Here is a 23,567-nt window from a genome sequence, read left to right as displayed (position 1 = left end):
GCGAAAACACCTGTTGTTGGCAGGAGGCGGGGAAATGAGTCTGTTATGGATTTTTTATCATAAAAACTATCAAAAAATAAAACTGGATGATCAGAACAGCCGCACGCTCACCATCGGGCCGGATTTGAAACATTCTGTCACGATCAAGCATTTTTCGTTTGAAAAAGGCCCGGTGGTACTGGAAAAGCAGAAGGACTCAGACGCTTTCAACGTGCAGCTGGGAGGGGAGACTGTTTCTTCTTTAAAGCTTGGCGGAAAGGCGTCCGTCCAAAGCGGCGCTGAACAGCTGACACTTTTTTTAGCCGAAGAATCCGACAGCGTTCCCGCCTACTATTTGGGAGAGAGACAGGAAGTCGTCATTTCTTCCCTTGATCAAGAAGCGGATGTTTATTTCAATGAAACGGATTCATTCTTTGGAGAAAAAGGTACATTCTCCTTCATCCGCCTCGACGGGCGATGGAATGTCCTGCCGAATGGCGCCAAAATTTATTTGAACGGAGAAGAAGTGTCCGCTTCGGTCTCCGTGCAAAATGGAGACGAAATCGCATTTGGACTGAATATTCTTCGCATCATTGAAGATGACCTCTTGGAAATCGAGGGGTTCGGGCAATATGATACGTCTTTGGAGAACATTCTCAAGCCGAGCTCGGAGACAAAAAATAAATATCCGCAATACCGCAGGCCGCCGAGAATGATTTACGATCTGCCGGATGAAAAGATATCCTTCAGCTTCCCGGCACAGGAAAGCGACGGAGACAACAGAGGCTTATGGCTGATGATTCTGCCTCCGATCGTCATGCTGCTCGTCATGGGGATCGTGGCGCTCATTCAGCCGCGGGGAATTTTTATCATCGTCTCCCTTGCGATGTTTATGATGACGCTGATTACGTCAACCGTGCAGTACTTCCGCGACAAAAATCAGCGTAAAAAAAGAGAAGAAAAAAGAGAGCGGGTCTACACCCTTTACCTTGAAAACAAAAAGAAAGAGCTGCACGAACTTGCAGAAAGGCAAAAGTTCGTCCTTGATTTCCATTTTCCTACATTCGAGAGAATGAAATATTTAACAAAGGAGATCAGCGGACGGATTTGGGAAAAATCGATTGAAAGCGCCGATTTTCTGCAAATCCGCCTTGGAACGGGAAATGTTGCATCTTCATACCAAATCAATTTGAACGGCGGAGATTTGGCCAATCGCGATACAGACCATCTCCTTGAACAAACGCAAAAAATGGAAGAGGTCTACAGAGAACTGAAAAATGCACCGATCACCGTGAATCTTGCTGAAGGCCCGATGGGCGTCGTCGGAAAATTGTCCGTCGTCAAAAATGAAATTCATCAGCTTGTCGGCCAGCTCGCATTTTTCCACAGCTATCATGATTTGCGCTTTATCTTTATTTTTGACGAAGCCGAGTATCAAGAATGGGAATGGATGAAGTGGCTTCCGCATTTTCAGATGCCTCATATTTATGCGAAAGGGTTTATTTACAACGAACAGACAAGAGATCAGCTCCTTTCAAGCATATATGAAATTTTGAGAGAACGGGATTTAGATGAAAACAAAAAGAAAACTTTGTATAAGCCGCACTTTGTGTTTATCATCACAAATCAGCAGCTCATCGCGGAACACGTCATTTTAGAATATTTGGAAGGCAAGCAGAAAAACCTCGGAGTGTCGACAATCGTGGCGGCAGAGACGAAAGAAAGCCTGTCCGAAAACATTCATACTCTTGTTCGTTATATTACTGAACAGGAAGGCGACATTTTGATCAAGCAAAAGAAAGCCGTCCAGATCCCGTTTCAGCTGGATCACCACAACAGAGAAGACAACGAACTGTTTTCCCGGACGCTGAGAACGCTTGACCACCAGACGGGCATGACGAATTCGATTCCTGATACCGTATCGTTTCTCGAACTGTTCCAAGTGAAGGAAGTCGATGACATCGGTATTGGCCAAAAATGGTTGACAAGCGAATCGGCCAAATCTTTGGCCGTACCGATCGGCTATAAAGGAAAAGACGACATTGTTCATTTAAATCTTCACGAAAAAGCCCACGGCCCCCACGGGCTGCTTGCCGGAACGACCGGTTCGGGTAAAAGTGAATTTTTGCAGACTTATATTTTGTCTTTGGCCGTTCACTTCCACCCGCATGAAGTCGCATTTTTGTTAATCGACTACAAAGGGGGCGGAATGGCGCAGCCGTTCCGGAACATCCCGCATTTGCTCGGAACGATTACTAACATTGAAGGCAGCAAGAACTTCAGCAACAGGGCGCTGGCGTCCATTAAGAGTGAGCTGAAGAAAAGGCAGCGGCTCTTTGATCAGTATAAAGTCAACCATATCAATGACTATACAAAGCTTTACAAACAGAAAAAAGCGAAAACGGCGATGCCGCACCTTTTCTTAATTTCAGACGAATTTGCCGAGCTGAAAAGCGAAGAACCGGAATTTATCCGCGAGCTTGTCAGCGCGGCAAGGATCGGCCGAAGTCTCGGGGTGCACTTAATCTTGGCGACGCAAAAACCGGGCGGCATCATCGACGACCAGATTTGGAGCAACTCCAGATTCAAGGTCGCCTTGAAGGTTCAGGATGCGAATGATAGTAAAGAAATCCTTAAAAATGGGGATGCGGCTACCATCACGGTAACGGGCCGCGGTTATTTGCAAGTCGGCAACAATGAGGTGTATGAACTGTTCCAGTCTGCATGGAGCGGCGCCCCTTACATGGAGGACGGCTACGGCACAGAGGATGAAGTGGCGATCGTCACAGACACCGGTTTAATTCCTTTGTCAGACGTTGACGCCGATCATACTGCGAAAAAAGAGGCCGTAACGGAAATTTCCGCAGTCGTCGAACAAATTGAACGGATTCAAGAGGAAATGGGAATCGAGAAGCTTCCGAGCCCTTGGTTGCCGCCGCTTGAAGAGCGCATACCTAAAACGCGCTACCCGTCTGAGGAAGCGGATGCCTTTAACTTTGCTTATATCGATGAACCTGAAAAGCAAAGCCAGGAGCCGATCAGCTATCGCATGATGGATGACGGCAATATCGGCATCGTCGGATCGTCAGGCTACGGAAAATCCCTGACCGCTACGACGTTCATGATGAGCTTTGCCGAACAATATACACCGGAAGAATTGCATTACTACATTTTCGACTTTGGCAACGGAACGCTGCTTCCGCTTGCAAGGCTTCCGCATACCGCGGATTATTTCTTGATGGACCAAACGAGAAAAATCGAGAAATTCATGGTCCGGATCAAGGCGGAAATCGAGCACCGGAAAAATCTTTTCCGCGCAAAAGAAATCAGCCATATCAAGATGTACAATGCGCTGAATAAGGAAAAGCTGCCGTTTATTTTCATAACGGTCGACAACTTTGACATCATTAAAGACGAAATGCATGAACTTGAAAGCGAATTTATCCAGTTTTCACGCGACGGCCAGTCGCTTGGAATTTATTTAATCCTGACCGCGACAAGGGTCAATGCGATCAGACAGTCGCTCTTGAACAACCTGAAAACGAGGGTTGTCCACTACCTGATGGATCAGTCTGAAGCATATTCGATCATCGGAAGGCCGGAATTCAGCCTTGAACCGATCCCTGGACGCGTCATTATCAATAAAGAAAACCAATACTTCGCACAAATGTTTATGCCTGTGGAAGCGGACAATGATATCGAGCTGTTTGAACGGATCAAATCCGACATTCAGGCGATCGCAGAACGGTCGGAAGGCATGAGAAAGCCGGCGCCTGTGCCGATGCTGCCGCTGGAGCTTTCCGTTACGCAGTTTGTGAGAGATTATCCGCTTCAGCCTGAAAGAGGCCTTATTCCAATGGGACTCGATGAAGAATCTGTCGAACCGGTATACTTTAACCTTGAGAAAAATAAGCACTGCCTCATCATGGGTCAGACGCAGCGCGGAAAAACAAACGTCATCAAGATCATGCTCGAGCACCTGCTTGACCATGACACGAAAAAAATTGCCGTGTTTGATTCGATAGACAGAGGGCTTTCTCAATATGCGACAGAGGATCAAATCAGCTACCTTGAAACAAAAGACGACATTATGCTCTGGCTGGCTGAGACGGAAGAAATTTGCCGGACAAGAGAAGCGATGTATTTGGAAGCCGTTAAACAAGGCGAAATCGCCAACCTTGATTTTTCACCGATGGTCTTTATCGTCGACGGACTTTCACGGTTCCAGCAGACGATCGACGCATCTATTCAGGATAAAATGGCAATGTTTATGAAGTCATACGCCCATTTAGGCTTCCACTTTATACCTTCCGGAAATCACAGCGAGTTCACAAAAGGCTATGATTCGCTGACAAGCGAAGTCAAGCAGGTCAGACACGCCATGCTATTGATGAAAAAATCCGAGCAGAATTTGATTCAGCTCCCATATGAACGCCAGGAGCCGGAAATTCTCCCGGGCTTTGGCTATATCGTTGAAAACGGCAAAGAGAGGAAAATTCAAATTCCTTTATGTGCCGTAGAAAGGAAGAAAACGAAATGACGGAACAACAAAAAAGCACGCTGAAAATTATCAGCGCCTTCGTCACGATCATCTTGCTGCCCGTCTTGTTCTTTCATTTCATCGGTGAGAACCCGACGAAAAAGGTATCGAACGCGACAAGGGAAATCGCTGTCGTCAATGAAGATACCGGCATTTTGAAAGATGACGGAACCGTTGATGAAGATGCGCTGCTGGGGAACGAAATCTCGGCTTCCCTGGTTGACCGTCCGGACTATAAATGGACGGTCGTCAACCGGAGCGCAGCAGAAAGCGGACTTTCGGAGAAGCAATACGATGCGATTGTCTACATTCCGTCGGACTTTTCGCAAAACATTTTAAGCTACAACCATGAGCGTCCACAAAAAGCGGAGCTGGAATTTAAAATTCAGGACCAGCTTGACGCCGTCAACAAGGAAAAAGTCCAGCGCGAACTTCAAGACGCGCAAAAAACGGTGAGCAAAAAAATGTCTTCCCTGTATTGGCGCTTTGTCAAACAGGGAGTCAAAAAGGTCAGAAAAGAGTTTGACAGCATCGTAAACAAAGAATCAGAGTTCCAAAACGCGATGTACAATTTTTACAAGCCGAGCTCCAACAATTTAGCGGGCGAAGTAGAAAGACAAAAAGAGATGATCGACAGGCTAAAAGAATCGATCAATGAAACAGAAGGCACATCAAAAGAGCGCAACGCAGGCGTAGAAGAATCCAAAAAACAATTGGACAGCTTCGTCGACAACGTCAATCAGTACAAACAATATCAAGAAAAGCAGTCGGAACTGCTTCAAGCTGCACAAGCGGACAGTGAAGGCCAGATCCAAGACGGCCTTACGGTGATTAAGGAAAAGCAGTCCATCGTTGCTAATCGCTTCAGTGATAAAATGAACGGAATGACGACGGCATTTGGAACTTTACAGAATCAGTTTGGATTAGCTGTGAATTCGAATGATAATTTGCAAGAATACCGATATAATCGGGTTCCACAGAATCAACTTGGTAAGATAAGCACTTTACAGAGTGAACTGATTTCTAACTATAAAAGAGAAGCTAGACAAGTGACAATAAATAATATTGAATCTAATTCTGACATGTTAAAGTATCGTGCGGAATTGTTTAAATCTGACAATAAAGAAACGCCAAAAGATGAAGACCCTGGAGATGATGGAAAAGATGATTCCGGTGAAGATGACGATAGTAAGAATATCGAAATAAATTTAGACGATGAAACAGCCGAGCTTGAGAAAATTTCAAAAGAATTAGGGGAATTGTCTAATAACATTCAAACTCCAAATAAAGAAGATCCGGAACCTTCATCCGGGGAGTCTGGAGACAATACTTCGGATCCCGTAAATACAGATCAAACAGACGAAAATAATGTTGATGATACAAATAATGAAGATCCACCTTCTGCAGGAGAACATCCTGATGAACAAGACGGTAATAATCTTGAAGAGTTAAAAAAAGAGTTAAATAACATTTCTGTAAACATTGCAGATGTAAAGTCAAACATTGATCAAAAAACAAAAGAGCATAATGAAGAACTTAAGAAAAAAATTGATAATTTAGATGAAAAAGTAACGAAACTAAATGATAAAATTGATGAATTAAATAATACTGTAGATAAGCTGAATAAAAAGTTTGAAGAGGAAAGAGACAACAATTTTAAGAATATATGTAATAATATAATGGAGCTCGAAAATGAGTTGAAGGATTATGATATTAGCCCTGAAGTGAAAAAGGTTTTTGAAAATCAGGATTTTGTTAATAGAGACATTAATCAATTAATGGATTACTATAATCTATTATCAGTCTATCATGCTACAGTAACAGGGAAATTCAAAGCGAGTTCATCGCTTGAAGAAGGAATGCTCCAAAATAGCAAAGATAAAGTTGATACCGTCCTCAGAGTCGATGAAGACGAAAACACAAAATGGGAAAACCTAAAAAACAACATGCTAGCCACTAGCGAAGATGTTGAAGCTTACACAACAGACATGACCGATTTCGTCAAAAGCTACGGCGATTTCATTAGTGAGAAGCAGACTGACGTGCTGAATGAACTCAGCACGATTTCAGAACGAGCAAATGCCGTATCTGAACAGCTGCGCAATCCGGAAGGCGCCGGAACGGCGGTCATGCAGGGAGACGCGACAGATGGAACGATGGTCATCAGCATGCAGGATACGCTCGGAAATGACATTTTGCAGCTGTCTAACATGCTCGGTTCCTTGTCGGAAACGCAATCAGGCGTCATCGAGTACACGGGCAATATTCAGGAAAGTGTGAACGATGTTCAGAAAAAAGCGGATACCCTGAATTCAAACTGGGGCCAAAATGTCGCGACGACAAAGCTGATCCGCGGAGACGTGTACGGCATTCTCGGCAATGCGTTCGGAGGAAACGACGGATATGTATACGATCATCTGGCAAGTCCGGTGAAAATCAGCGGGGATGTTCCAGAGTCGAAAGCGCAAAACGTACCGCCGGTCGTCATTCTCGTGATTGTGATGCTTTCCAGCTTGCTGATCGGATATTTCAGCCACCATTATCAAAATGCTCCGCTCTTAGTCAGAGGCGCGCTGTTTGGCATTTTGAATATTATTGTCGGACTGATGATCAGTCTGTTCGGTTTGAACATTTACTCACTCGCAGACGATCAGGCCGTCATGTGGTCGGTCTTTACGATCTTGCTGCTGGTCGCAAGTTCAGCCATCATCCGGACGGCGTTTATGCTGGGATCGATCGCAGGCGGAATCGCAACAGCCGCTATGGTGCTGTTCTATGTAGCGCCGCTGCTTGACTTGGCGATGCCGAACTTCAGCTTTAACAATCCGGTATCAACCGTATATATGTCGATTCAGTACGGAACTGGAAGCCAGTTTGCACTCGGAATCGGTGCATTAATTTTAATCACGATCATCGCGATTGCTGTTCCTTTTATTATCGATTTTGCAAAATCAAGAACAGAAGAAAGCGAGACTGACCATGATGCTTAATGCGAAATGGGGAAAGAAGGGGATCATGGCAGTCATGCTCTCCTTCTTTCTTTTCACTCCGTTCGTGAAGGCGGAGGAAACCGATAAAGTCGATGTAAAGCCAAACGAGTATGAAAAGCAGGATATTAAAATCGAGACGGACTATCTTCAGGAAGAAGAGACGGAATACAAGGAAGAAATATCAATTCCAGAAGAACTGAAGGAATTCTCATTTACAGATTCGAAAAAAGAAGATGCCATCGAAAAGCTGAAAAGCCTGTCCGGAAGCTTCACGAATGAAAGCAATTCCGTGGCGTCAAAGCTGAAGCAGCTTGACCTGTCATTCTCGGCAAATCCGTCCTTATCGGGACGGGAAGATGACGCTGCGGAAAGCCGGCAATCCATCTTCCTGCCCATCTTATACGGTCTGCTGATCCTCTTATGCATCGCAGGTCTGTTCTTTTTGATTCCGAAAGTCAGCGGGCAGCAGAAAAAATAGGAGCGCTCAACAATGAAAAATCCGAGGTTCTATAAGGTGCTATCTGCATGGTTAGCTTTTGCATTGGCGTCGATTTGGTTATTAATGCTTGTGGCAGTACACGGGCTGCTCATATTAGAATCCATTTTCTATTACATTGTGGTCATCTGCACATTAGGCATCATTTTACTGATATACCCATCGATGAGGGAGGGACACGATCAGGCAATGGCGGACTTTGTCCACTACGGTTATGGCTTGTTAGGCTCGGGTGTGGCACTCGCCATCATGATCTTTGCTTTGATTCGCATTTTAAAAGGGAAATGCGGTTCATGGACGCAAGGTCTGCTTGTTTTTGGGGCAGCTCTCCAGCTGATTGTGTTCGAATGGTTCAGTTTACTGACAGCGGTTTTTTACGTGCTCGCCGCGTTTCTTCCGGAACAGAAAACCGCTGCACTTGAGAAGCAGGCTGATGAATCAGTACAATAATGGATAAGGAGGGACGCCGTATGCATTTATCCATTGTTACCGGAGCGTCAAAAGGGCTTGGCGCCGCGATTGCCGAAGGGCTTTTGCAAAAAGGCCATATTGTTCACGCTGTCTCAAGGACCAAGTCTGAAGTCAGTCATGAGAGGCTGATCCGGCATGAGGCTGATCTGACACAGCTCGCCGAAACAGAAAAGTGGTTTCGGCAATTGACAGAATCTGTCCAAGCCCGCGATTTTACTTCGATCACCTTGATCAACAATGCGGGTATGGTGACGCCGATCAAGCGCGCCGGTGAAGCTGAACCGGAAGAGCTGAGGCTGCATTATGACTTGAATTTGTTAGCTCCGGTGATTCTCAGCCAGCTGTTTACCAAATGGCTCAAGCCATACAAAGGCAAAAAATCGATTGTCAATATATCATCAGGTGCGGCCAAAAACCCTTATAAAGGATGGAGCGCCTACTGCAGTTCAAAAGCGGGGCTCGATATGTTCACGAAAACATTCGGCTTTGAACAGGAAGATCAATCTGATCCGGTGAAAATGATTTCTTTCTCGCCGGGGATCATGGATACCGGCATGCAAGAGGTAATACGTTCATCATCGAAAAAAGACTTTCATGAAATTGAACGATTCAAAACCTATCAAACAGAAGGAAAGCTGAGCAGAACGCCTTACGTCGCCGGCGTTCTGCTCGATCTGCTTGAGACCGACTTTGAAAACGGCAGAGTGTATGACATTAAAGAGTTTTTGTGAAAAATAAAAAAACAAGCACATCAAATCGATTGTGCTTGTTTTTATTTTATTATGGCGCAGGCTCATATAGCGGAATTTTAAATATGATGTGTCAGATCAATTGAGATTTACATGAAAATATGTTAGGATTCTAAAAATATATAAAGGAGGGGTTTACATGAGAAACGTAACATTAGTGGATGTATTCACCCATCCAATCGCACAAAAATATTTAACACGCTCCGGTGTAGCTCATGCCGTAGCCTGCGCTTACCACGCATACCGCCTGGCGGTGCGAGCGGGAGTAGACCCTGATATCGCGACAAAAGCGGCTTTGCTGCACGATATCGGTCATTATGAATGGTATACCGACGGGGAATGGGATTATGAAAAATACAAGCAAAACGACATTCACGCGATAAAGGGTGCCGAGCGCGCTCACAAGCTGCTGATCCGCCTCGGCGAAGATCGGAAAGCGGCAAAAGAGATTGCTTTGGCGATTTTGCTTCATACGGATTCCTATTTGCCAGAAGGGGACCTCGATAAAAACAAGCTGCAGGAAATCGTCAAAAAAGCGGATGAGCTGGATGAAGAGCCGGGCGGAAACCACCATTACCGCAAAATCGATCATAAGCTGGCGCTTGAAAAGATCAGAAAACTTGACCGCATGGTCGATGAATCTTTATCTCCCATGAAAAGAACGGTTTAATCGGACAAAGGGCTGTTTTCAAACTTCTCCCCTTTGTCATTTACATAAATAGAGCGGATGATCGTCCTGTTAAACGGCGAGTTGTCTGCCGTTTTTCCTGAAAGGTCGATCGTCACCGAATACAAGCCCGCTTTTTTGAATGACAGGCTGTTTTGCAGCGCATTGATGGAAGCTGGTTTCAGCGACTTTTTCTCGGCCTGTTTTCCGTTTTCATAGCGGATAGAACGAACGGACGCCTTAACATTCGCAAGATTTGCCGATTCTCTGGTGACTGCGTTTTTAATTTGCTGGTTCAGAGGAGAATCGAACGTCACAATGAACAAAAACGCCTCTTTTTGTTTGACAGATGATGCGATCTTCCATGTACCTGCTGCCGGATTTTTAATGGCAGCGGAATGGACGAATCCCCCTTCAAAAACATCCGCCGTCTTTGCTTTTGAAAAATCTTTGAGCGGTTTGCCGTGCGGATCTGTCAATTTGATATTTCCCGAGGAATGATTGCTCAGCCAGTGAACGGTTATTTCCTTGACGCCTTTTTCAACGGCGAATTCCTCTTCTCTCAATCCATGATTTTCCCCTCCTCTGATGAAAGGGTACGATAGGTTTTCCTTGATGGCCGCTGTTTCATTTGCATATGCCTGAACCGTCAATAAAGGCATAAATACAGGAAATGTGAGGTTTCCTTTAATAATCGAGAAGTGATCCCACTTCCCTGTATTCAGGTTTGTGGCGTAAGGGAGTCTCGCATTTTTTTCGGTGACGGCTCCGTCATTTTCGCCAAACATGTTTAAATAGACGCCTCCAAAAAATAAAACGCTGCCGAACCCGCCGATTTTATTGCCTGCCAAGGTGAAATATTTGGTTTTCGATCGATTGGGATGATTGTCGGTCTGATCGCGGAACGATTTCATAAACCCTGTTTGGAGAGAGTAAACGGCGTCATTTTTCTGGCCTAAAATATCGGCGAGCCATCCTGCCCAGCTGCTGTAGGCAAGGTCTGCCAGCTGCGAACCGTGATGGGGGGTTCCGAGCGTAATCAAGCGCTCGACATAATGGTATGCGTTGTGATGAATCAGCGCCGACTGACTGTCAATTCCGCCTTTGCTGTAGGAAACGAGAATGACCTTGCGGCCGAAATGCTGGTAGATTTCGCGCAGTTTCGCGGCCAGCATCGCTCCGTTATCCTGCATGTCTTTATCGGGGTGGAGATCGATAAAAGCCGCATCATATCCGTTTTTCCACGCCTGCTCCGCCATGTCATTTTCGTCAAACCAAGCGCTTGAAGAGCCGTTTAATCCATGGACAAATACAATCGGCGGTTTTGCGGGATCAGGATGTTCAACAGGGTCTCCCGCGAACCAGTGGCCCGGATCGCCTCCTCCTCCTTTAAATCCTCCCGCTTTCGATACATGCGGATACACGACCAGCAAAACAAGCATGAGCAGTACCAGTTTTTTCATCGTTGTTCACCTCATGGTTTTGTTGTAAGCGTTTTCATCTTATTTTCTGAAGGTGAACTTTATACCGATATACTGAAAAAAATTTAGAAAATATTCATAAAAGATAGGAATATACACTGAAAGGCCGGATATCCGGCCTTCAATGTTCATGCTTTTCCAGGCTTTAAATGTTTGCGGAAGAACGATTTGACAATGTCAAGGGTATGAGCCTGGGTAAAACCGTTATGTCCGGCCCCGTTTATTTTATACATAAGGGCATCATGGCCCTCTTTTATTAAGGCTTCAAACAATTGGACGCTTTGTTCATAAGGGACGACATCGTCCTGATCCCCGTGCATGATCAGAATGGGGGGCGCGTCCCTGTGAACATAGCTTATCGGACTCGCTTGTTTCGCCTGTTCTCTGTTTTCTTGAACAGGTCCGCCGATCAGCTTGGATTCCGGTGAATTGGGTGAATCATGGTCGAAGATGGACGGATACTTGCTCATGGACAGAAGATCAACCGGGCCGAACCAGTCCGCAACCGCATCGACTTTGCTCGATACATGACGGTATTCGTCCTGGCCTTCTAATTCTTCAATTCCTTCGGTCAATCCAAGCAAAAGAGCCAAATGGCCGCCTGAAGAATCCCCCCAGACTCCCACTCTATCAGGATCGATGTTATAGCACTCGGCATTTGCTTTTAAAAAGCGGACAGCTGTTTTCACATCATGAAGCTGAGCCGGAAACACCGCCTCTCCGCTGCCTCTGTATTGAACGCTTGCCACGACATAGCCTTGCTCGACAAATGGAACCAGCTGGGGGATAAAGGCGGATGTATCCTGTTTTGTCCACCCCCATCCGCACCCTTGCAGATAAATAATCAGCGGGTATGTTTCTTGATTGCCTTCCCGGTTAAATAACGCATCCATTGGATTGCGGCGCGCCAGCAAATGTAATGTCAAAGAAGTGTCTTTCACTTTTGTGTACTCAATATTCGGTATGAGCTGAATGTAAGAGTTGGTGTTTTGCTCCCAGTTGATTTCTTTTATATGATTCGTCATGTTAAGTCCTCCCTTAATGTGCTGGAAATCCGAATTCGTCTGTGTTGATCACATGGTACCCACCGTTGTAATGAACAATATTACAACGAGGCGAAAAAATATAATGCCAGACGCCCGTTGTAAGCGTGGGTGTTACAACAAGGCGGAAAAAATCATGCCTCATTGAGAAGCATTCTTTTTTTGGATAATCAGATCAGTCAATTCTTTTATAGAAATTTCTTTGAGTATAGTCTCCATGGCTGTTTGCGCTTTTAATAAAATAAGCTCAAGAACCTGGTGGATATTCGCACCGACCCAGCAATCAGGATTGGGATTTTCGTGAGTGTGAAACAGTTCGCCTTCACCGACAACTTCGACGGCTTTATAGACATCATACAAAGAAATGGCGCCGGCATCCCGTAATAAGTGCGCGCCGCCTGTGCCGCGCTTTACTTCAATCAAGCCCGCTTTTTTCAGCAATCTGCTGATTTGGCGGATGATGACCGGATTGGTATTGACGCTGTCTGCGATTTGCTCTGATGTCAAATGGTCGCTTCGGACTTGCATCAAGGATAACATATGTACGGCTATCGTAAATCTGCTGCTGATCTTCATCAAATCACCCTTCCGTTGTAATTATTGTATTTACAACGGATGAAGCTGTCAATCTTTTTTGCTCAAAAAGGTGTTGAAATGAAACCCTGTCAAAGCTTTTTCGTATGAATGGAAGGAAAACAGTTGACAGACGTTAGTGGGAATAGTAGTTTTTAGATTAATGAAAAAAGCCGGGAGGAAACAAAGCTTGTTTAAATCAAAAACCCATTTTTGGACGCTGCAAATTTTATTGGTTCTTCTTATTATTTATGTGTCGACAAAAGTGTCTTTTCTTTTCGAACCGATCATTGTATTTGCATCGACTTTATTTACTCCGATTTTAATTGCGGGAATCTTGTATTTTATATTCAATCCGATCGTGCGGTTTCTTGAGAAAAAGCTGCCGAGAACGCTGTCCATTCTGCTGATCTATTTGGCGTTTGTGGCATTGATCGTGTTTGTGCTGTCAGCTGTCGGTCCTGTGTTTACAAAGCAGGTGACCGATCTGTTTAACAGCATCCCGTCCTATGTGAAACAGATCCAGATTTTCATTAAGCAAATGTCGAATTCGCAGTGGTTCACTTGGATGATGAATCAGGACTTCGTATCGGTTGCCAAAATCGAAAGCTCAATCGGCGAATATCTGACGAGCCTGCCTGAGAATATTACAGGGAGCCTGTCTTCTGTATTCGGTGTTGTGACCAACATTGCGATCACGGCTGTTACCGTGCCGTTCATCCTGTTTTATATGCTGAAGGACGGCAACCGTTTCCCGAATTTGGCTGTCAAGATTCTGCCTGACAAGTACAAAAATGAAGGACTGAAAATTTTTAAGGATTTGTATGAGACGCTGGCGGCTTACATTCAAGGACAGTTGATCGTTTGTATGTTTGTCGGAACGGCGTGCTTCATCGGTTTTTGGATCGCCGGTGTGAAATACGCGCTGATTCTCGGCGTGATTATTGCCGTGACGAATATTATTCCATATGTCGGACCGTTTCTTGGAGCGACACCGGCTGTCATTATCGCTTTTCTCGACTCGCCGACGAAAGCACTCATCGCGCTGATCATCGTCGTTGCCGTTCAGCAGACTGACGGAAATCTGCTGTCGCCGCTGATTATCGGCCGCCGCCTGAATACGCATCCGCTGACGATCATCCTTTTATTAATCGGCGCCGGAAGCTTCGGAGGCATTCTCGGCATGATCCTGGCCGTTCCGGCTTATGCCCTGCTCAAGGCTTTTACATTGAATATCGTCCGCCTTGTCCGTTTAAGGCAGAGGTATAAAAAAGAAACGGCGGAAAATGCTGAAGTCTGAACGTTTTGCCCATTTTCACATATGATGCTAATAAATTGAATGGCGGAGGTGTGAAGATGCCGGCGATCGTCGGACCGATTTTTATCAGGCAAGTCGTTGATGACAGCGCAGCCTTCTTTGGAGATGTGTTTGCCATTTCCCCGAAGTGCACGGATGTTTCCGGAGGAGGAGCGGGTACATTTTTAACAGGGGACTACGGTTTGATTCAAAACAATAGCAATAAAACATCCTTCACAGATGCGGATGTGATCGACGGTTTCAAGTCATTGAACCTGTGACAGTCTCTTTTAAAGAGGCTGTTTCTTTTTTATAGTATAATGGGAAAAAAGATAGATAAGGCAGGTGACAAAGATGAAAATAAGGAAGGCAAACATCTTGAACAAAGATCAGATGATCACAGACGTTTACCTCCATGAAAATAAAAAGGAATTTCATACGCTTGTGGCTGTGCCGCAACTGGAGTGGAGTAAGCTGATTTCTTATGAGGAAGAAAAAGCAGAGCTCGCCGAAAAGCTTGACCGGTCATTGTCGAAAGTGGCTGAAGCGGATGCGGCCGAGGAGCTGTCCAAAAAGATTGTACAATGGGTGACCGAAATGTAGCCCGGGCTCATGCCCGCTGTTTTCATGGGCATACTGATAAAAAAACGCAGCTTAAAACAAGCTGCCAGCAAGATAAACTGGAGGGTCTAAGACGTGAGCGACCAATCAATGGATCAATATTTACAGCAGGGAATGTATGGACCACGCGAAACGAAGCCGGATGAACGCAGACTGTTTTTAGGCTCGCTGAGGGAACGGGTTATCATCGCATTGACGAAAGGACAAGTGCTGCGTCCGCAGGCATACCGCGAAGTCATCGATGCGCTTGGCTCAAAAGCGGATGCGACATTATTGCTGAACGGTGAAATCGACTACTCTCATTTATCTCCTTACATCAAGGAGTCCAATAAACAAGGTGTTCCTTTTTCCATCGTGTCCGACCAGCAATCGGATACTCCCCTTGGACTTGTCCTCGCAGCGCGTGAGGCTGTAGAGAAAGAATCGATTTATGTTCAGGACGACATCTTTGAGCAGTCGGTTTTAAACAAGAGATGAGGCACGGGTTTTCCACAGGGCGTGCGAAAACCCGCGGTTTTTGTTTTTTTCTGAAAAAGAAAAAAACCGCTGCTGGCGCGGCTTTGCAGCCATATCCGCTTGATTCGCCATTCACTTGTCCGTTTAGATAAGTTATAATGTTACCTATCATACAAAAGGCGGGGAGGGCGGCAATGAAAAAAGCTCTTATATGTATAGATTATACAAATGACTTTGTCGCAGCTGACGGAAAGCTGACGTGCGGAGAACCAGGCCGGGAAATCGAAGACGCCGTGACGCGTCTCGCGGAAACGTTTATTCAAAACGGCGATTACGTCGTATTTGCAGTCGATTCACACGAGGCCGGCGATTCGCATCATCCGGAAACCCGTTTGTTTCCTCCACATAATATAAAAGGTACATCAGGACAGGATTTATACGGAAGGCTTGAAGCGCTTTATCGAAAACACGAACATGATCAGAATGTCTATTACATGGAAAAAACAAGGTACTCTGCTTTTGCCGGGACAAACCTCGAGCTGAAGCTTCGTGAAAGGGATATTAAAGAACTGCACCTCGTTGGCGTATGCACAGATATATGCGTGCTCCATACCGCAGTAGACGCTTATAATAAAGGGTTTAATCTTGTCATTCATCAAAACGCAGTGGCTAGCTTTAACCCGGACGGGCACGACTGGGCTCTTTCTCATTTTGCAAACACCCTGGGAGCCTCAGTGTCAGATTGAGGAAGGAGAAATGAAGGTTGGAACACCGTTTTACAGACGACAGTCTAGCACTACACACAGACCTATATCAAATTAATATGGCGGAAACGTATTGGCGCGACGGCATTGATCAAAAGAAAGCCGTTTTTGAACTGTTTTTCAGAAAGCTCCCTTTTGACAGCGGTTTTGCCGTTTTTGCCGGTCTTGAAAAAGCGATTGAGTTTTTGCGGGATTTCAGATTTACTGAAAGCGATTTAGTTTATTTAAAAGAAGAGCTGGGCTTCAAAGATGAGTTTCTCAGCTTTTTAAAAGATATGAGATTCACCGGTTCGCTTTATTCCATGCAGGAAGGCGAAATCGTGTTTGGAAACGAACCGATCATGAGGATCGAAGCGCCTTTGGCCGAAGCGCAGCTGATTGAAACGGCTCTGCTCAACATTGTGAATTACCAAACATTGATCGCGACAAAAGCCGCGAGAATCAAAAGTGTGATCGGAGATGAGACGGCGCTCGAATTTGGAACAAGGCGCGCGCATGAAATGGACGCGGCGATGTGGGGAGCAAGGGCCGCGATTATCGGCGGGTTCGATGCGACAAGCAATGTCCGCGCCGGCAAGCGTTTTGACATTCCGGTATCGGGCACGCACGCCCATGCGCTTGTTCAAGCCTACCGCGACGAATACACGGCATTTAAAAAATATGCGGAAACCCATAAAAAATGTGTCTTTTTGGTCGATACATATGATACGGTGCGTTCCGGCATTCCAAATGCAATCAAAGTGGCGAAGGAATTCGGTGATCAAATTGAATTTTCGGGAATCCGCCTGGACAGCGGAGACCTCGCCTATTTGTCCAAGAAAGCGAGAGCCATGCTGGATGAAGCCGGTTTTACAGATACAAAAGTCGTCGCCTCAAGCGATCTTGATGAGTATACGATTATGAACCTGAAAGCCCAGGGCGCAAAAATCGACGTCTGGGGCGTCGGCACAAAGCTGATTACCGCTTATGATCAGCCGGCTCTCGGCGCGGTTTACAAACTCGTTTCCATCGAAGAAGACGGAAAGATGGCAGACACGATTAAAATTTCTTCGAATCCGGAAAAAGTGACGACTCCAGGCTTGAAAAAGGTGTACAGAATCATCAATCAGCTGAACCATCATTCAGAAGGCGATTATATCGCTTTGGACTATGAAAAGGTCAATGAACAGGAGCGGCTGAAGATGTTTCACCCCGTTCATACGTTTATCAGCAAGTTTGTGACGAATTTTGATGCGAAAGACCTTCACCAGCCGATCTTTGAAAAAGGCGAGCTTGTTTATGAGAATCCGAGCATTCAGGATATTAAGCGGTATGTTCAAGAAAATCTCAGTTTGCTTTGGGAAGAGTATAAGCGGATCAGCAAGCCCGAAGAATATCCTGTCGATTTAAGCGAAGCTTGCTGGAACAACAAGATGCAGCAAATTCACGAAGCAAAAATCAAGGCGAAAAAAGGTCTGGATCAAGGTTGACTCTGTAAACGATAGTTTTTAATATAACTGGGGATTGAAACAGATAATTTCTTCGGGGATTATCTGTTTTTCAATATTAAGTTCAATATTTGGGCGGATTTTTTAAGCGGACGGGATTTGCTCATTTAATTGATATACTTAAAAGCGAAGGCACCTCAGTCGCTAGGGGGAAGAAGAATGAGGGTATTCGTTGCCAGACAGCCAATATTCAACAGAAAAGAACAAGTTGTCGCATACGAGCTTTTATACAGAGAAAGCGAGAAAAACTTTTTTTCCGGTATTGACGGTGATCAAGCGACAACAGAATTGATGATTAACAGCTTTTTAAACATTGGAATCGATAAATTGACAGAAGGCAAAAGGTATTACGTGAATTTTACCGAAGGTCTTTTGGCATCAGGGCTGCCGACTTATTTTGATCCGGACCAGCTCGTTGTAGAAATCCTTGAAGATGTGCCGATCACCCCTGAGCTTATCGAAAGGTGCAGGCATTTGAAAAGCCTCGGCTACACGATTGCCCTTGATGATTTTTGTTTAAAGCATCGCGTGGAGAGGGACTTGCTCCATCAGCTTTTGGCATCCATTGATATTTTGAAGATCGATTTTTTCAAAACGACGCGGCAGGAAAGACAGAGCATCCTTCGATCATGCCGGAACCACCGTCTGACGTTCCTCGCTGAAAAAGTGGAGACGCGAAAGGATTATGAGCAGGCTGTAAAAGACGGATTTCAACTGTTTCAAGGCTATTTCTTCAGCGAGCCCGCTGTGATTGACGGTCAGGACATTACATATCATTTCCATGCTTACTATGAGCTGCTGCATGAATTAAGCGAAGATCAGCCTGATATTGAAAACGTCACAAATATTATAGAACGCGATTTGTCGCTTTCCTACCAGCTGCTGAAGCTGTTGAACTCTCCAGCCAATCGGCCGATTCAAAAGATTAAAAGCATCCGCCAGGCTATCGTGCTTCTCGGATTTAAAGAAATCAAAAGGTGGATCTTCATCCTCTCATTTAAGGATTTAACGAAAAAACAAAACTCCAGTAAGAACGAAGTCGTCAAGATTTCGCTGATCCGCGCGAAGCTTTGCGAATTGCTGGCGAAAAAAACGAATCGCCCTCAGCCGGCTTCTTATATGCTGACAGGCATGTTTTCATTTATCGATACACTGCTTCACAAAGAACTGGCGGAAGTTATCAGCGAACTGCCGCTGACGGACGAAGTAGGACAAGCACTGCTCGGCAAAGAAAACGATTATCGAAAAATCTTGCGGCTTGCAAAATCGATCGAACGAAACGAATGGGAAGACAGCACGCCAGAAACAGAAGGCTTAACAAAAGATGAAGCGTATCAATGCTATCTTGAAGCCGTTGATTGGTGTCAAAAACTTTTATAAAAAAATTCCGGCTCCTTTTTAGGGACCGGAATTTTTTTGCGCTAAGACCAACGCAGGAGGAGGAATATTCTGCTGCGGGGGCTGATAAGCATGATGCGGATGCCGTCGGGATCGAAAGAGGCATCAAGCTGGCTGCGGACGCCGGTTTGCCTGAGCAGGGCAAGGACGGTATTTTTTTGGTTGCTTTGGGCAGCCGTCATGATTTGGTGAGCCAAAGCACGCGATGCTGAAAGCCTGCTTAAAATTCTTTGTCCGTCAGCCATCAAGCCCTCCGCTTCTTTTGCCGAACGCGAAAAGGCGCTGGCTTCAACTTCCGGATAGACCTGCCGGCAGCGGATATGTTGGTATGGATGCATCCAAAAGCAATGAGAAGGAAGCAATATGAACACCTCGTTTCAATTTTTACGGGTCAAATTGCGGTTTTTGCGGTGTAAGGCGAAGGGTCGGTTTTTTTTAAGGGCCGAAATGCGTGTCGGTCTATTGCGTGTTTTTCGGTGGTGCATACCCGATCTGCGTTCCTTGAACAATCAAGTTTTTCTATTCCCCGCTAGTTATTACTTTAGACTCAATGTCTCAAAACGAACAAAAAATAACTGAACTTGCGGTGCTAAAGGGGTTTATTAGTGATCTTTATTTGATCCCTTTAAAAACAAACTAAAATTTTATGTTTCATTAGGAATTGAGAACTAATCGTAAGTCGTGTAGAATGGGTGTTATGGTCTATTTAAAGTTTGCGGTGTAACGCATGAATTTATATGCAACTTTTCGGTGAAAAAGAGACCAATTCCCTTTAAACTTGTATTAACAGATCAAATACCTATGACTCGTTCACTATACACAAATTGATTGATCTTCCAAAAGGAGTGTGGAATCGGTGGAAAAGCAACAAATTGAAGAATTAAAACAACTGCTTTGGCGGCTAGAGAATGAAATCAGAGAAACAAAGGACTCCTTGCGCAAGATTAACAAAAGCATTGATCAATACGATAAGTACACATATCTAAAAACCTCGTAAAAAGACTTGTTTCAGACAAGTCTTTTTTTTTTTTGCAAACAAATCCAAAAAAAGGATATATTATTATATAATTGTTAAATAAAAAAATTGCTCTGTCAATCGGGAATTTGATTTAGTAAAATATTAAGAAAGGAGGGAGCACCATCTCTAAGCTTTTTTGTCTAGATCACAGTAAAATCAAGCAAAGAATGAATCATTTTATAGACGTTGAGATTCCCAACGCGGACTTAAATCGGACGCTGCACGCTTTTCTAGATGCAAAGGACCAGTTGCATTTCAGCGAGCTTGCTTTTTATCATTACCAAAGTTTCGGTGGCACGGACACTGATGCGGCGGAAACGCTTGGAGCGGGCATAGAACTTTTGATTCTTGCGTTTGATATATTCGATGATTTAGAGGATGAAGACAGCCCCGATGAACCTTGGATGAAAATAAACCGTTCAGTCGCAATGAATGCGGCGACTGCACTTTATACAATAAGCATTAAAGTGATCAGTTCGGTGTCGAAAGAACCGGTGTTTTTTGAAAAACTGATGGAATATATACTTCAATCGATGCAGGGACAGCATGACGATCTCAGCAACCGGCCTGCCACTGAAGATGAATGCCTTGACATGATCAAGCGTAAGTCCGGGGCGCTGACGGCTCTGCCATGCGTGCTTGGGGCGATGCTTGCCACGGGCAAATTTGACCCGGCGGTGGAGAAGTACGCATATCAGCTGGGCATTGCTTCACAAATCGAAAATGATTATAAAGCACTTTTTTATGATTCAAAAAGCGATATCGCCAAGAAAAAGCGGACGCTTGCGTACTTATATTTGTCAAGAAAATTTAACCAGCCGTCGATTGATTTATTAAAAACATTTGAAACTGAGGATAAAATTGCCGATAAAGAAATAAAATGCTATAAAGAGAAATTGAAAGCAGCAGGCGTCACTCAGTATATGTATGTTATGAATCAGCTCGCTATTCAGAAATTTAAGAAGGGAGTCGAGGAGCTGGAGTTGGGGGAGCTGAAAAAACAGCAGTTGACTTCGTTTGTATTGAAGATGTTTGGGAAGGAGGATTAGGGTGTGCAGGAGATCGTGAGCTTTTTAGTTCAACATCCAGAAATTTTAGAACAGGTTATTAATGGGAATGCCTGTCTATTAGGGGTGGATATAGATCAATTAGAAAGTATTATTGATGGATTTAAATTACTAGAATCATCAATTGGAAGGCCTGTTCCTTTTTGGAGAAGTATTTAAAATGAAATTTTCCTTGAAAATTATTTCAGTTATACTTGTCTGTCTTAGTTTTATCTATAGCTGTTACGTAGTTTATATATGTTATAACAATTTATTTGTAGGTGCATATTTAAAATACAATTCAGACAATCAACTTGTGGTCGATTATATACAAGAAGATTCACTGGCGGATTACACAGGCTTAAAAGCTGGGGATATTATTCTTGAAGTGAACAATAAAAAGCCGTCTAAAGACCAGCCGAAGAATAGTATACTAGCTAATGTTAGTTCCCTTTCTATTGAGAGGAACGGACAAATCATCACTACTGATACAAGAGACACCATCATTAGCTATGATATCTTATTTACTGTTTTAATCCCGATAGTGTTTTATTTGTTATGCTTGCTTTGTGTTATTTTAATTTTAAAATCTAAAAAGAAACAAACATCTTCATTTTTACTAATCCTATTTTTGCTTACTGTATCGATTGCTTATGTAAGTGCAGGAGGAGTTTCAAGAGGTAATGTGTTTAGTAGGTATGTAAATTTATTAACCTTTATATCAATTCCAATCAGTTACTTGCATTTTATATATCAATATTTTAAAGAGATAGGCAGAAAACTATGTAGTAATAAGGTGTTTTTCTTTTATTTACTGCCGGTTTTAAATCTAGTTCTTGAGATTTTTAGTGGTACTTTTGAAAAACTTAATGGACCTATTCCTTATATTAATTTATATTCATTTTTCATGGGATTAGTATTAGTGATATCTGTGTTTGTTTACGGTATGGTTAAACATAAAAATACAGAGCAAACATATTTTTTAAAAATGCTGATGCTTGGCAACTTTTTTGCGGTTTTTCCTTTTATTGCATTTTATGTTATCCCGGTCTTAGTCATTGATGATTTTATCTATTCTGCAGCAGTAGTTGCTCCGTTTCTATTAATTATTCCTTTTACATTAGTTTATCTATTTATATCAAACAAAATGTATGACGTGGAATTTTTGATAGGAAGGTTAAAATATTATGGACTGCTTGCAATCATTCCAACCATCATCATGGTTTCTACTGTAAAGCTGATGAAATTTCAAGAAGGAGACTATTATGATGCAAGATTAGCAATTTATGTCTATCTTATAATTCTAGGGGTTTTCTATCTTAAAGAAATTCTTGACTATCGCTTTCGTCTGAAACGTTTTTCAGAAAAGTATAACTACCAAGACAGTATATTTAAGTTTACACAAACGATTCGAACACACTCATCTTTAAATCAGGTTTTGTTGGAATTGAAACAAACAATTCTCGATGTTTTGATTGTCAGCCAAGCCCATGTTCTGAAAGTTAAAAGCGACGGGACAATATCTTTGCTCGAGGGAGATACCGAAGAATATCCGTGGATCCCGTACGAACAAGAAGTAACCAAGGTCATCACCGACATCGGCAAAATCGTCGAAGTCGACCGCGGATTTTTGATTAAGATCGGTGAACGGGGCGGGACTTCTTATGTCATGCTGTGTTTGTCGGTTTTAAATACGCCTAGGCTGACGCGCGATGAGATTTCGTGGCTTGAGACGCTGGCGTTTTATACGAGTGTTTCCCTGGAAAACGTCTTGAAAATCGGCGAGCTGATGGAGCATCTGGAACATGTGAAAAAAGAAGGGCCGAATCCGGCGTGGCTGAATAAATTGATGTTTGCGATTGAAGAGAAGCAGAGATCTGATTTGGCCCGTGATCTTCATGATTCTGTGCTGCAGGACATGATTTCCTTGAAGCATCAAAGCGAGATGTTTCTGGCTGATTTTGAAAAAGATAAAGTCTGTACGAATCAAATCAGGCAAAGGCTCATCAATATGAATGAGCAAATGTCCACCGTCATCCAGACGACAAGGGAAACGTGTCAGGAGCTGAGGCCGCAGCTGTTGTACGATCTCGGACTGGTCAAAGCCCTTTCGAAACTGGCGGCGCAGCATCAGGAGTCCTCATCGATCGATAAGATCCGCCTCAATACGGAAAGGTTCTCAAAGGTGCTCGACCTGGACACGCAGCTGAATTTGTACAGAATTGTGCAGGAGCTTTTAAGCAATGCGGTTAAACACTCGAAAGCTAATGAGGTTTTGATTATGCTTGTCTGCATAAAAGAAAAAGTTGTTCTTCATTATGAAGATGACGGCATCGGTTTTGATCCGGACAAGCTTTATCAAAACAGCGCAAGCATGGGGCTGTCGGGCATTCGCGAGCGAGTCCGCGCGCTGAACGGCAGTCTGGATATACAGACAGCAGAAGGGAAAGGCTTCAGGGTCGCCATTGAAATGGAATTGTAATGTTTAGTT

At 44.0% G+C, this 23,567-nt stretch carries 21 protein-coding genes; 17 read left to right on the top strand and 4 right to left on the bottom strand.

Going from position 1 to position 23,567, the window contains the following annotated elements; translation table 11 throughout:
* Positions 1-34: 34 nt before the first annotated feature.
* The 6 genes from essC to MKZ04_RS12190 all read left to right on the top strand — a co-directional run bounded on the left by essC (position 35) and on the right by MKZ04_RS12190 (position 9,895).
* Positions 35-4,519: a type VII secretion protein EssC gene (gene essC, locus MKZ04_RS12215; RefSeq protein ID WP_341045979.1), complete on the top strand. Its 4,485-nt coding sequence runs from the start codon at positions 35-37 to the stop codon at positions 4,517-4,519.
* On the top strand, positions 4,516-7,509 hold the full coding sequence (gene esaA / locus MKZ04_RS12210; protein WP_341045978.1) for a type VII secretion protein EsaA: 2,994 nt from the start codon (positions 4,516-4,518) through the stop codon (positions 7,507-7,509). Before essC ends, esaA begins: the two co-directional genes overlap by 4 nt.
* Complete coding sequence (essA, locus tag MKZ04_RS12205; RefSeq protein ID WP_025809752.1) at positions 7,499-7,987, top strand: type VII secretion protein EssA; 489 nt, start codon at positions 7,499-7,501, stop codon at positions 7,985-7,987. The genes esaA and essA overlap by 11 nt, the downstream gene beginning before the upstream one ends.
* Before the next feature lie 12 nt (positions 7,988-7,999).
* A complete protein-coding gene (locus tag MKZ04_RS12200) occupies positions 8,000-8,455 on the top strand; it encodes a hypothetical protein (RefSeq protein ID WP_023856164.1) in 456 nt (151 codons plus the stop codon).
* 20 nt (positions 8,456-8,475) lie between these two features.
* The gene (locus MKZ04_RS12195) at positions 8,476-9,207 is read left to right on the top strand and encodes a (S)-benzoin forming benzil reductase (protein ID WP_341045977.1); all 732 of its coding nucleotides are present in this window, start codon (positions 8,476-8,478) and stop codon (positions 9,205-9,207) included.
* Positions 9,208-9,364: 157 nt separating this feature from the next.
* The gene (locus tag MKZ04_RS12190; RefSeq protein WP_020452803.1) at positions 9,365-9,895 is read left to right on the top strand and encodes an HD domain-containing protein; all 531 of its coding nucleotides are present in this window, start codon (positions 9,365-9,367) and stop codon (positions 9,893-9,895) included.
* On the opposite strand, the gene MKZ04_RS12185 is transcribed toward MKZ04_RS12190, so the two are convergent.
* From MKZ04_RS12185 to MKZ04_RS12175, 3 genes are all read right to left on the bottom strand, one after another.
* Positions 9,892-11,355 carry an esterase/lipase family protein gene (locus MKZ04_RS12185; RefSeq protein WP_043054455.1) on the bottom strand — a complete coding sequence of 488 codons (1,464 nt, stop codon included), beginning with the start codon at positions 11,353-11,355 and terminating at the stop codon, positions 9,892-9,894. The two genes, MKZ04_RS12190 and MKZ04_RS12185, sit on opposite strands and share 4 nt — an antisense overlap.
* Before the next feature lie 146 nt (positions 11,356-11,501).
* Positions 11,502-12,398: an alpha/beta hydrolase gene (locus MKZ04_RS12180; RefSeq protein ID WP_059231520.1), complete on the bottom strand. Its 897-nt coding sequence runs from the start codon at positions 12,396-12,398 to the stop codon at positions 11,502-11,504.
* 159 nt (positions 12,399-12,557) lie between these two features.
* Complete coding sequence (locus MKZ04_RS12175) at positions 12,558-12,992, bottom strand: Rrf2 family transcriptional regulator (RefSeq protein WP_020452800.1); 435 nt, start codon at positions 12,990-12,992, stop codon at positions 12,558-12,560.
* Positions 12,993-13,179: 187 nt separating this feature from the next.
* On the opposite strand from MKZ04_RS12175, the gene MKZ04_RS12170 reads away from it, so the two are divergent.
* From MKZ04_RS12170 to MKZ04_RS12140, 7 genes are all read left to right on the top strand, one after another.
* Positions 13,180-14,289, top strand: coding sequence for an AI-2E family transporter (locus tag MKZ04_RS12170; RefSeq protein WP_149169275.1), 1,110 nt, complete (start codon positions 13,180-13,182; stop codon positions 14,287-14,289).
* Between the two features lie 56 nt (positions 14,290-14,345).
* Positions 14,346-14,567 (top strand): spore germination protein, encoded by a 222-nt coding sequence (locus tag MKZ04_RS12165; RefSeq protein WP_020452798.1) that lies wholly within the window; start codon positions 14,346-14,348, stop codon positions 14,565-14,567.
* A gap of 73 nt (positions 14,568-14,640) precedes the next feature.
* Entirely contained in the window at positions 14,641-14,889 is a 249-nt protein-coding gene (locus tag MKZ04_RS12160; RefSeq protein WP_020452797.1) for a YueH family protein, read from the top strand.
* Between the two features lie 93 nt (positions 14,890-14,982).
* Positions 14,983-15,384 (top strand): YueI family protein, encoded by a 402-nt coding sequence (locus MKZ04_RS12155; protein ID WP_025809741.1) that lies wholly within the window; start codon positions 14,983-14,985, stop codon positions 15,382-15,384.
* Positions 15,385-15,557: 173 nt separating this feature from the next.
* The gene (locus MKZ04_RS12150; protein ID WP_231005627.1) at positions 15,558-16,109 is read left to right on the top strand and encodes a cysteine hydrolase family protein; all 552 of its coding nucleotides are present in this window, start codon (positions 15,558-15,560) and stop codon (positions 16,107-16,109) included.
* Positions 16,110-16,126: 17 nt separating this feature from the next.
* A complete protein-coding gene (locus MKZ04_RS12145) occupies positions 16,127-17,596 on the top strand; it encodes a nicotinate phosphoribosyltransferase (protein WP_145625262.1) in 1,470 nt (489 codons plus the stop codon).
* Between the two features lie 177 nt (positions 17,597-17,773).
* A complete protein-coding gene (locus MKZ04_RS12140) occupies positions 17,774-18,994 on the top strand; it encodes an EAL and HDOD domain-containing protein (protein ID WP_020452793.1) in 1,221 nt (406 codons plus the stop codon).
* 41 nt (positions 18,995-19,035) lie between these two features.
* On the opposite strand, the gene MKZ04_RS12135 is transcribed toward MKZ04_RS12140, so the two are convergent.
* The gene (locus MKZ04_RS12135; protein WP_223254849.1) at positions 19,036-19,383 is read right to left on the bottom strand and encodes a hypothetical protein; all 348 of its coding nucleotides are present in this window, start codon (positions 19,381-19,383) and stop codon (positions 19,036-19,038) included.
* Between the two features lie 485 nt (positions 19,384-19,868).
* On the opposite strand from MKZ04_RS12135, the gene degQ reads away from it, so the two are divergent.
* The 4 genes from degQ to MKZ04_RS12115 all read left to right on the top strand — a co-directional run bounded on the left by degQ (position 19,869) and on the right by MKZ04_RS12115 (position 23,558).
* A complete protein-coding gene (gene degQ, locus MKZ04_RS12130) occupies positions 19,869-20,009 on the top strand; it encodes a degradation enzyme regulation protein DegQ (protein WP_003184860.1) in 141 nt (46 codons plus the stop codon).
* 188 nt (positions 20,010-20,197) lie between these two features.
* Positions 20,198-21,079, top strand: coding sequence for a polyprenyl synthetase family protein (locus MKZ04_RS12125; RefSeq protein ID WP_039072958.1), 882 nt, complete (start codon positions 20,198-20,200; stop codon positions 21,077-21,079).
* A 3-nt stretch (positions 21,080-21,082) separates the two neighbouring features.
* Entirely contained in the window at positions 21,083-21,256 is a 174-nt protein-coding gene (comX, locus tag MKZ04_RS12120; protein ID WP_009329510.1) for a competence pheromone ComX, read from the top strand.
* 1 nt (position 21,257) lies between these two features.
* Positions 21,258-23,558: an ATP-binding protein gene (locus tag MKZ04_RS12115; RefSeq protein WP_039072957.1), complete on the top strand. Its 2,301-nt coding sequence runs from the start codon at positions 21,258-21,260 to the stop codon at positions 23,556-23,558.
* Positions 23,559-23,567: the final 9 nt, after the last annotated feature.

Source organism: Bacillus sp. FSL W7-1354, from assembly GCF_038002405.1.
In the GTDB taxonomy this organism is placed as follows: Bacteria; Bacillota; Bacilli; order Bacillales; family Bacillaceae; genus Bacillus; species Bacillus paralicheniformis.
Note: the sequence above shows the minus strand (reverse complement) of the source record. Positions and strands in the feature narration are given on the sequence as shown.

Bases quoted from the DNA above. Each gene is read 5' to 3' on its own strand.
- essC (WP_341045979.1), top strand. From the start codon at position 35: ATGAGTCTGTTATGGATTTTTTATCATAAAAACTATCAAAAAATAAAA.
- MKZ04_RS12180 (WP_059231520.1), bottom strand. From the start codon at position 12,398: ATGACGAATCATATAAAAGAAATCAACTGGGAGCAAAACACCAACTCT.
- MKZ04_RS12165 (WP_020452798.1), top strand. From the start codon at position 14,346: ATGCCGGCGATCGTCGGACCGATTTTTATCAGGCAAGTCGTTGATGAC.
- MKZ04_RS12160 (WP_020452797.1), top strand. From the start codon at position 14,641: ATGAAAATAAGGAAGGCAAACATCTTGAACAAAGATCAGATGATCACA.
- essA (WP_025809752.1), top strand. From the start codon at position 7,499: ATGATGCTTAATGCGAAATGGGGAAAGAAGGGGATCATGGCAGTCATG.
- MKZ04_RS12150 (WP_231005627.1), top strand. From the start codon at position 15,558: ATGAAAAAAGCTCTTATATGTATAGATTATACAAATGACTTTGTCGCA.
- MKZ04_RS12195 (WP_341045977.1), top strand. From the start codon at position 8,476: ATGCATTTATCCATTGTTACCGGAGCGTCAAAAGGGCTTGGCGCCGCG.
- MKZ04_RS12125 (WP_039072958.1), top strand. From the start codon at position 20,198: ATGAATCATTTTATAGACGTTGAGATTCCCAACGCGGACTTAAATCGG.
- MKZ04_RS12185 (WP_043054455.1), bottom strand. From the start codon at position 11,355: ATGAAAAAACTGGTACTGCTCATGCTTGTTTTGCTGGTCGTGTATCCG.
- MKZ04_RS12175 (WP_020452800.1), bottom strand. From the start codon at position 12,992: ATGAAGATCAGCAGCAGATTTACGATAGCCGTACATATGTTATCCTTG.
- esaA (WP_341045978.1), top strand. From the start codon at position 4,516: ATGACGGAACAACAAAAAAGCACGCTGAAAATTATCAGCGCCTTCGTC.
- MKZ04_RS12200 (WP_023856164.1), top strand. From the start codon at position 8,000: ATGAAAAATCCGAGGTTCTATAAGGTGCTATCTGCATGGTTAGCTTTT.
- MKZ04_RS12115 (WP_039072957.1), top strand. From the start codon at position 21,258: ATGAAATTTTCCTTGAAAATTATTTCAGTTATACTTGTCTGTCTTAGT.
- MKZ04_RS12190 (WP_020452803.1), top strand. From the start codon at position 9,365: ATGAGAAACGTAACATTAGTGGATGTATTCACCCATCCAATCGCACAA.
- MKZ04_RS12140 (WP_020452793.1), top strand. From the start codon at position 17,774: ATGAGGGTATTCGTTGCCAGACAGCCAATATTCAACAGAAAAGAACAA.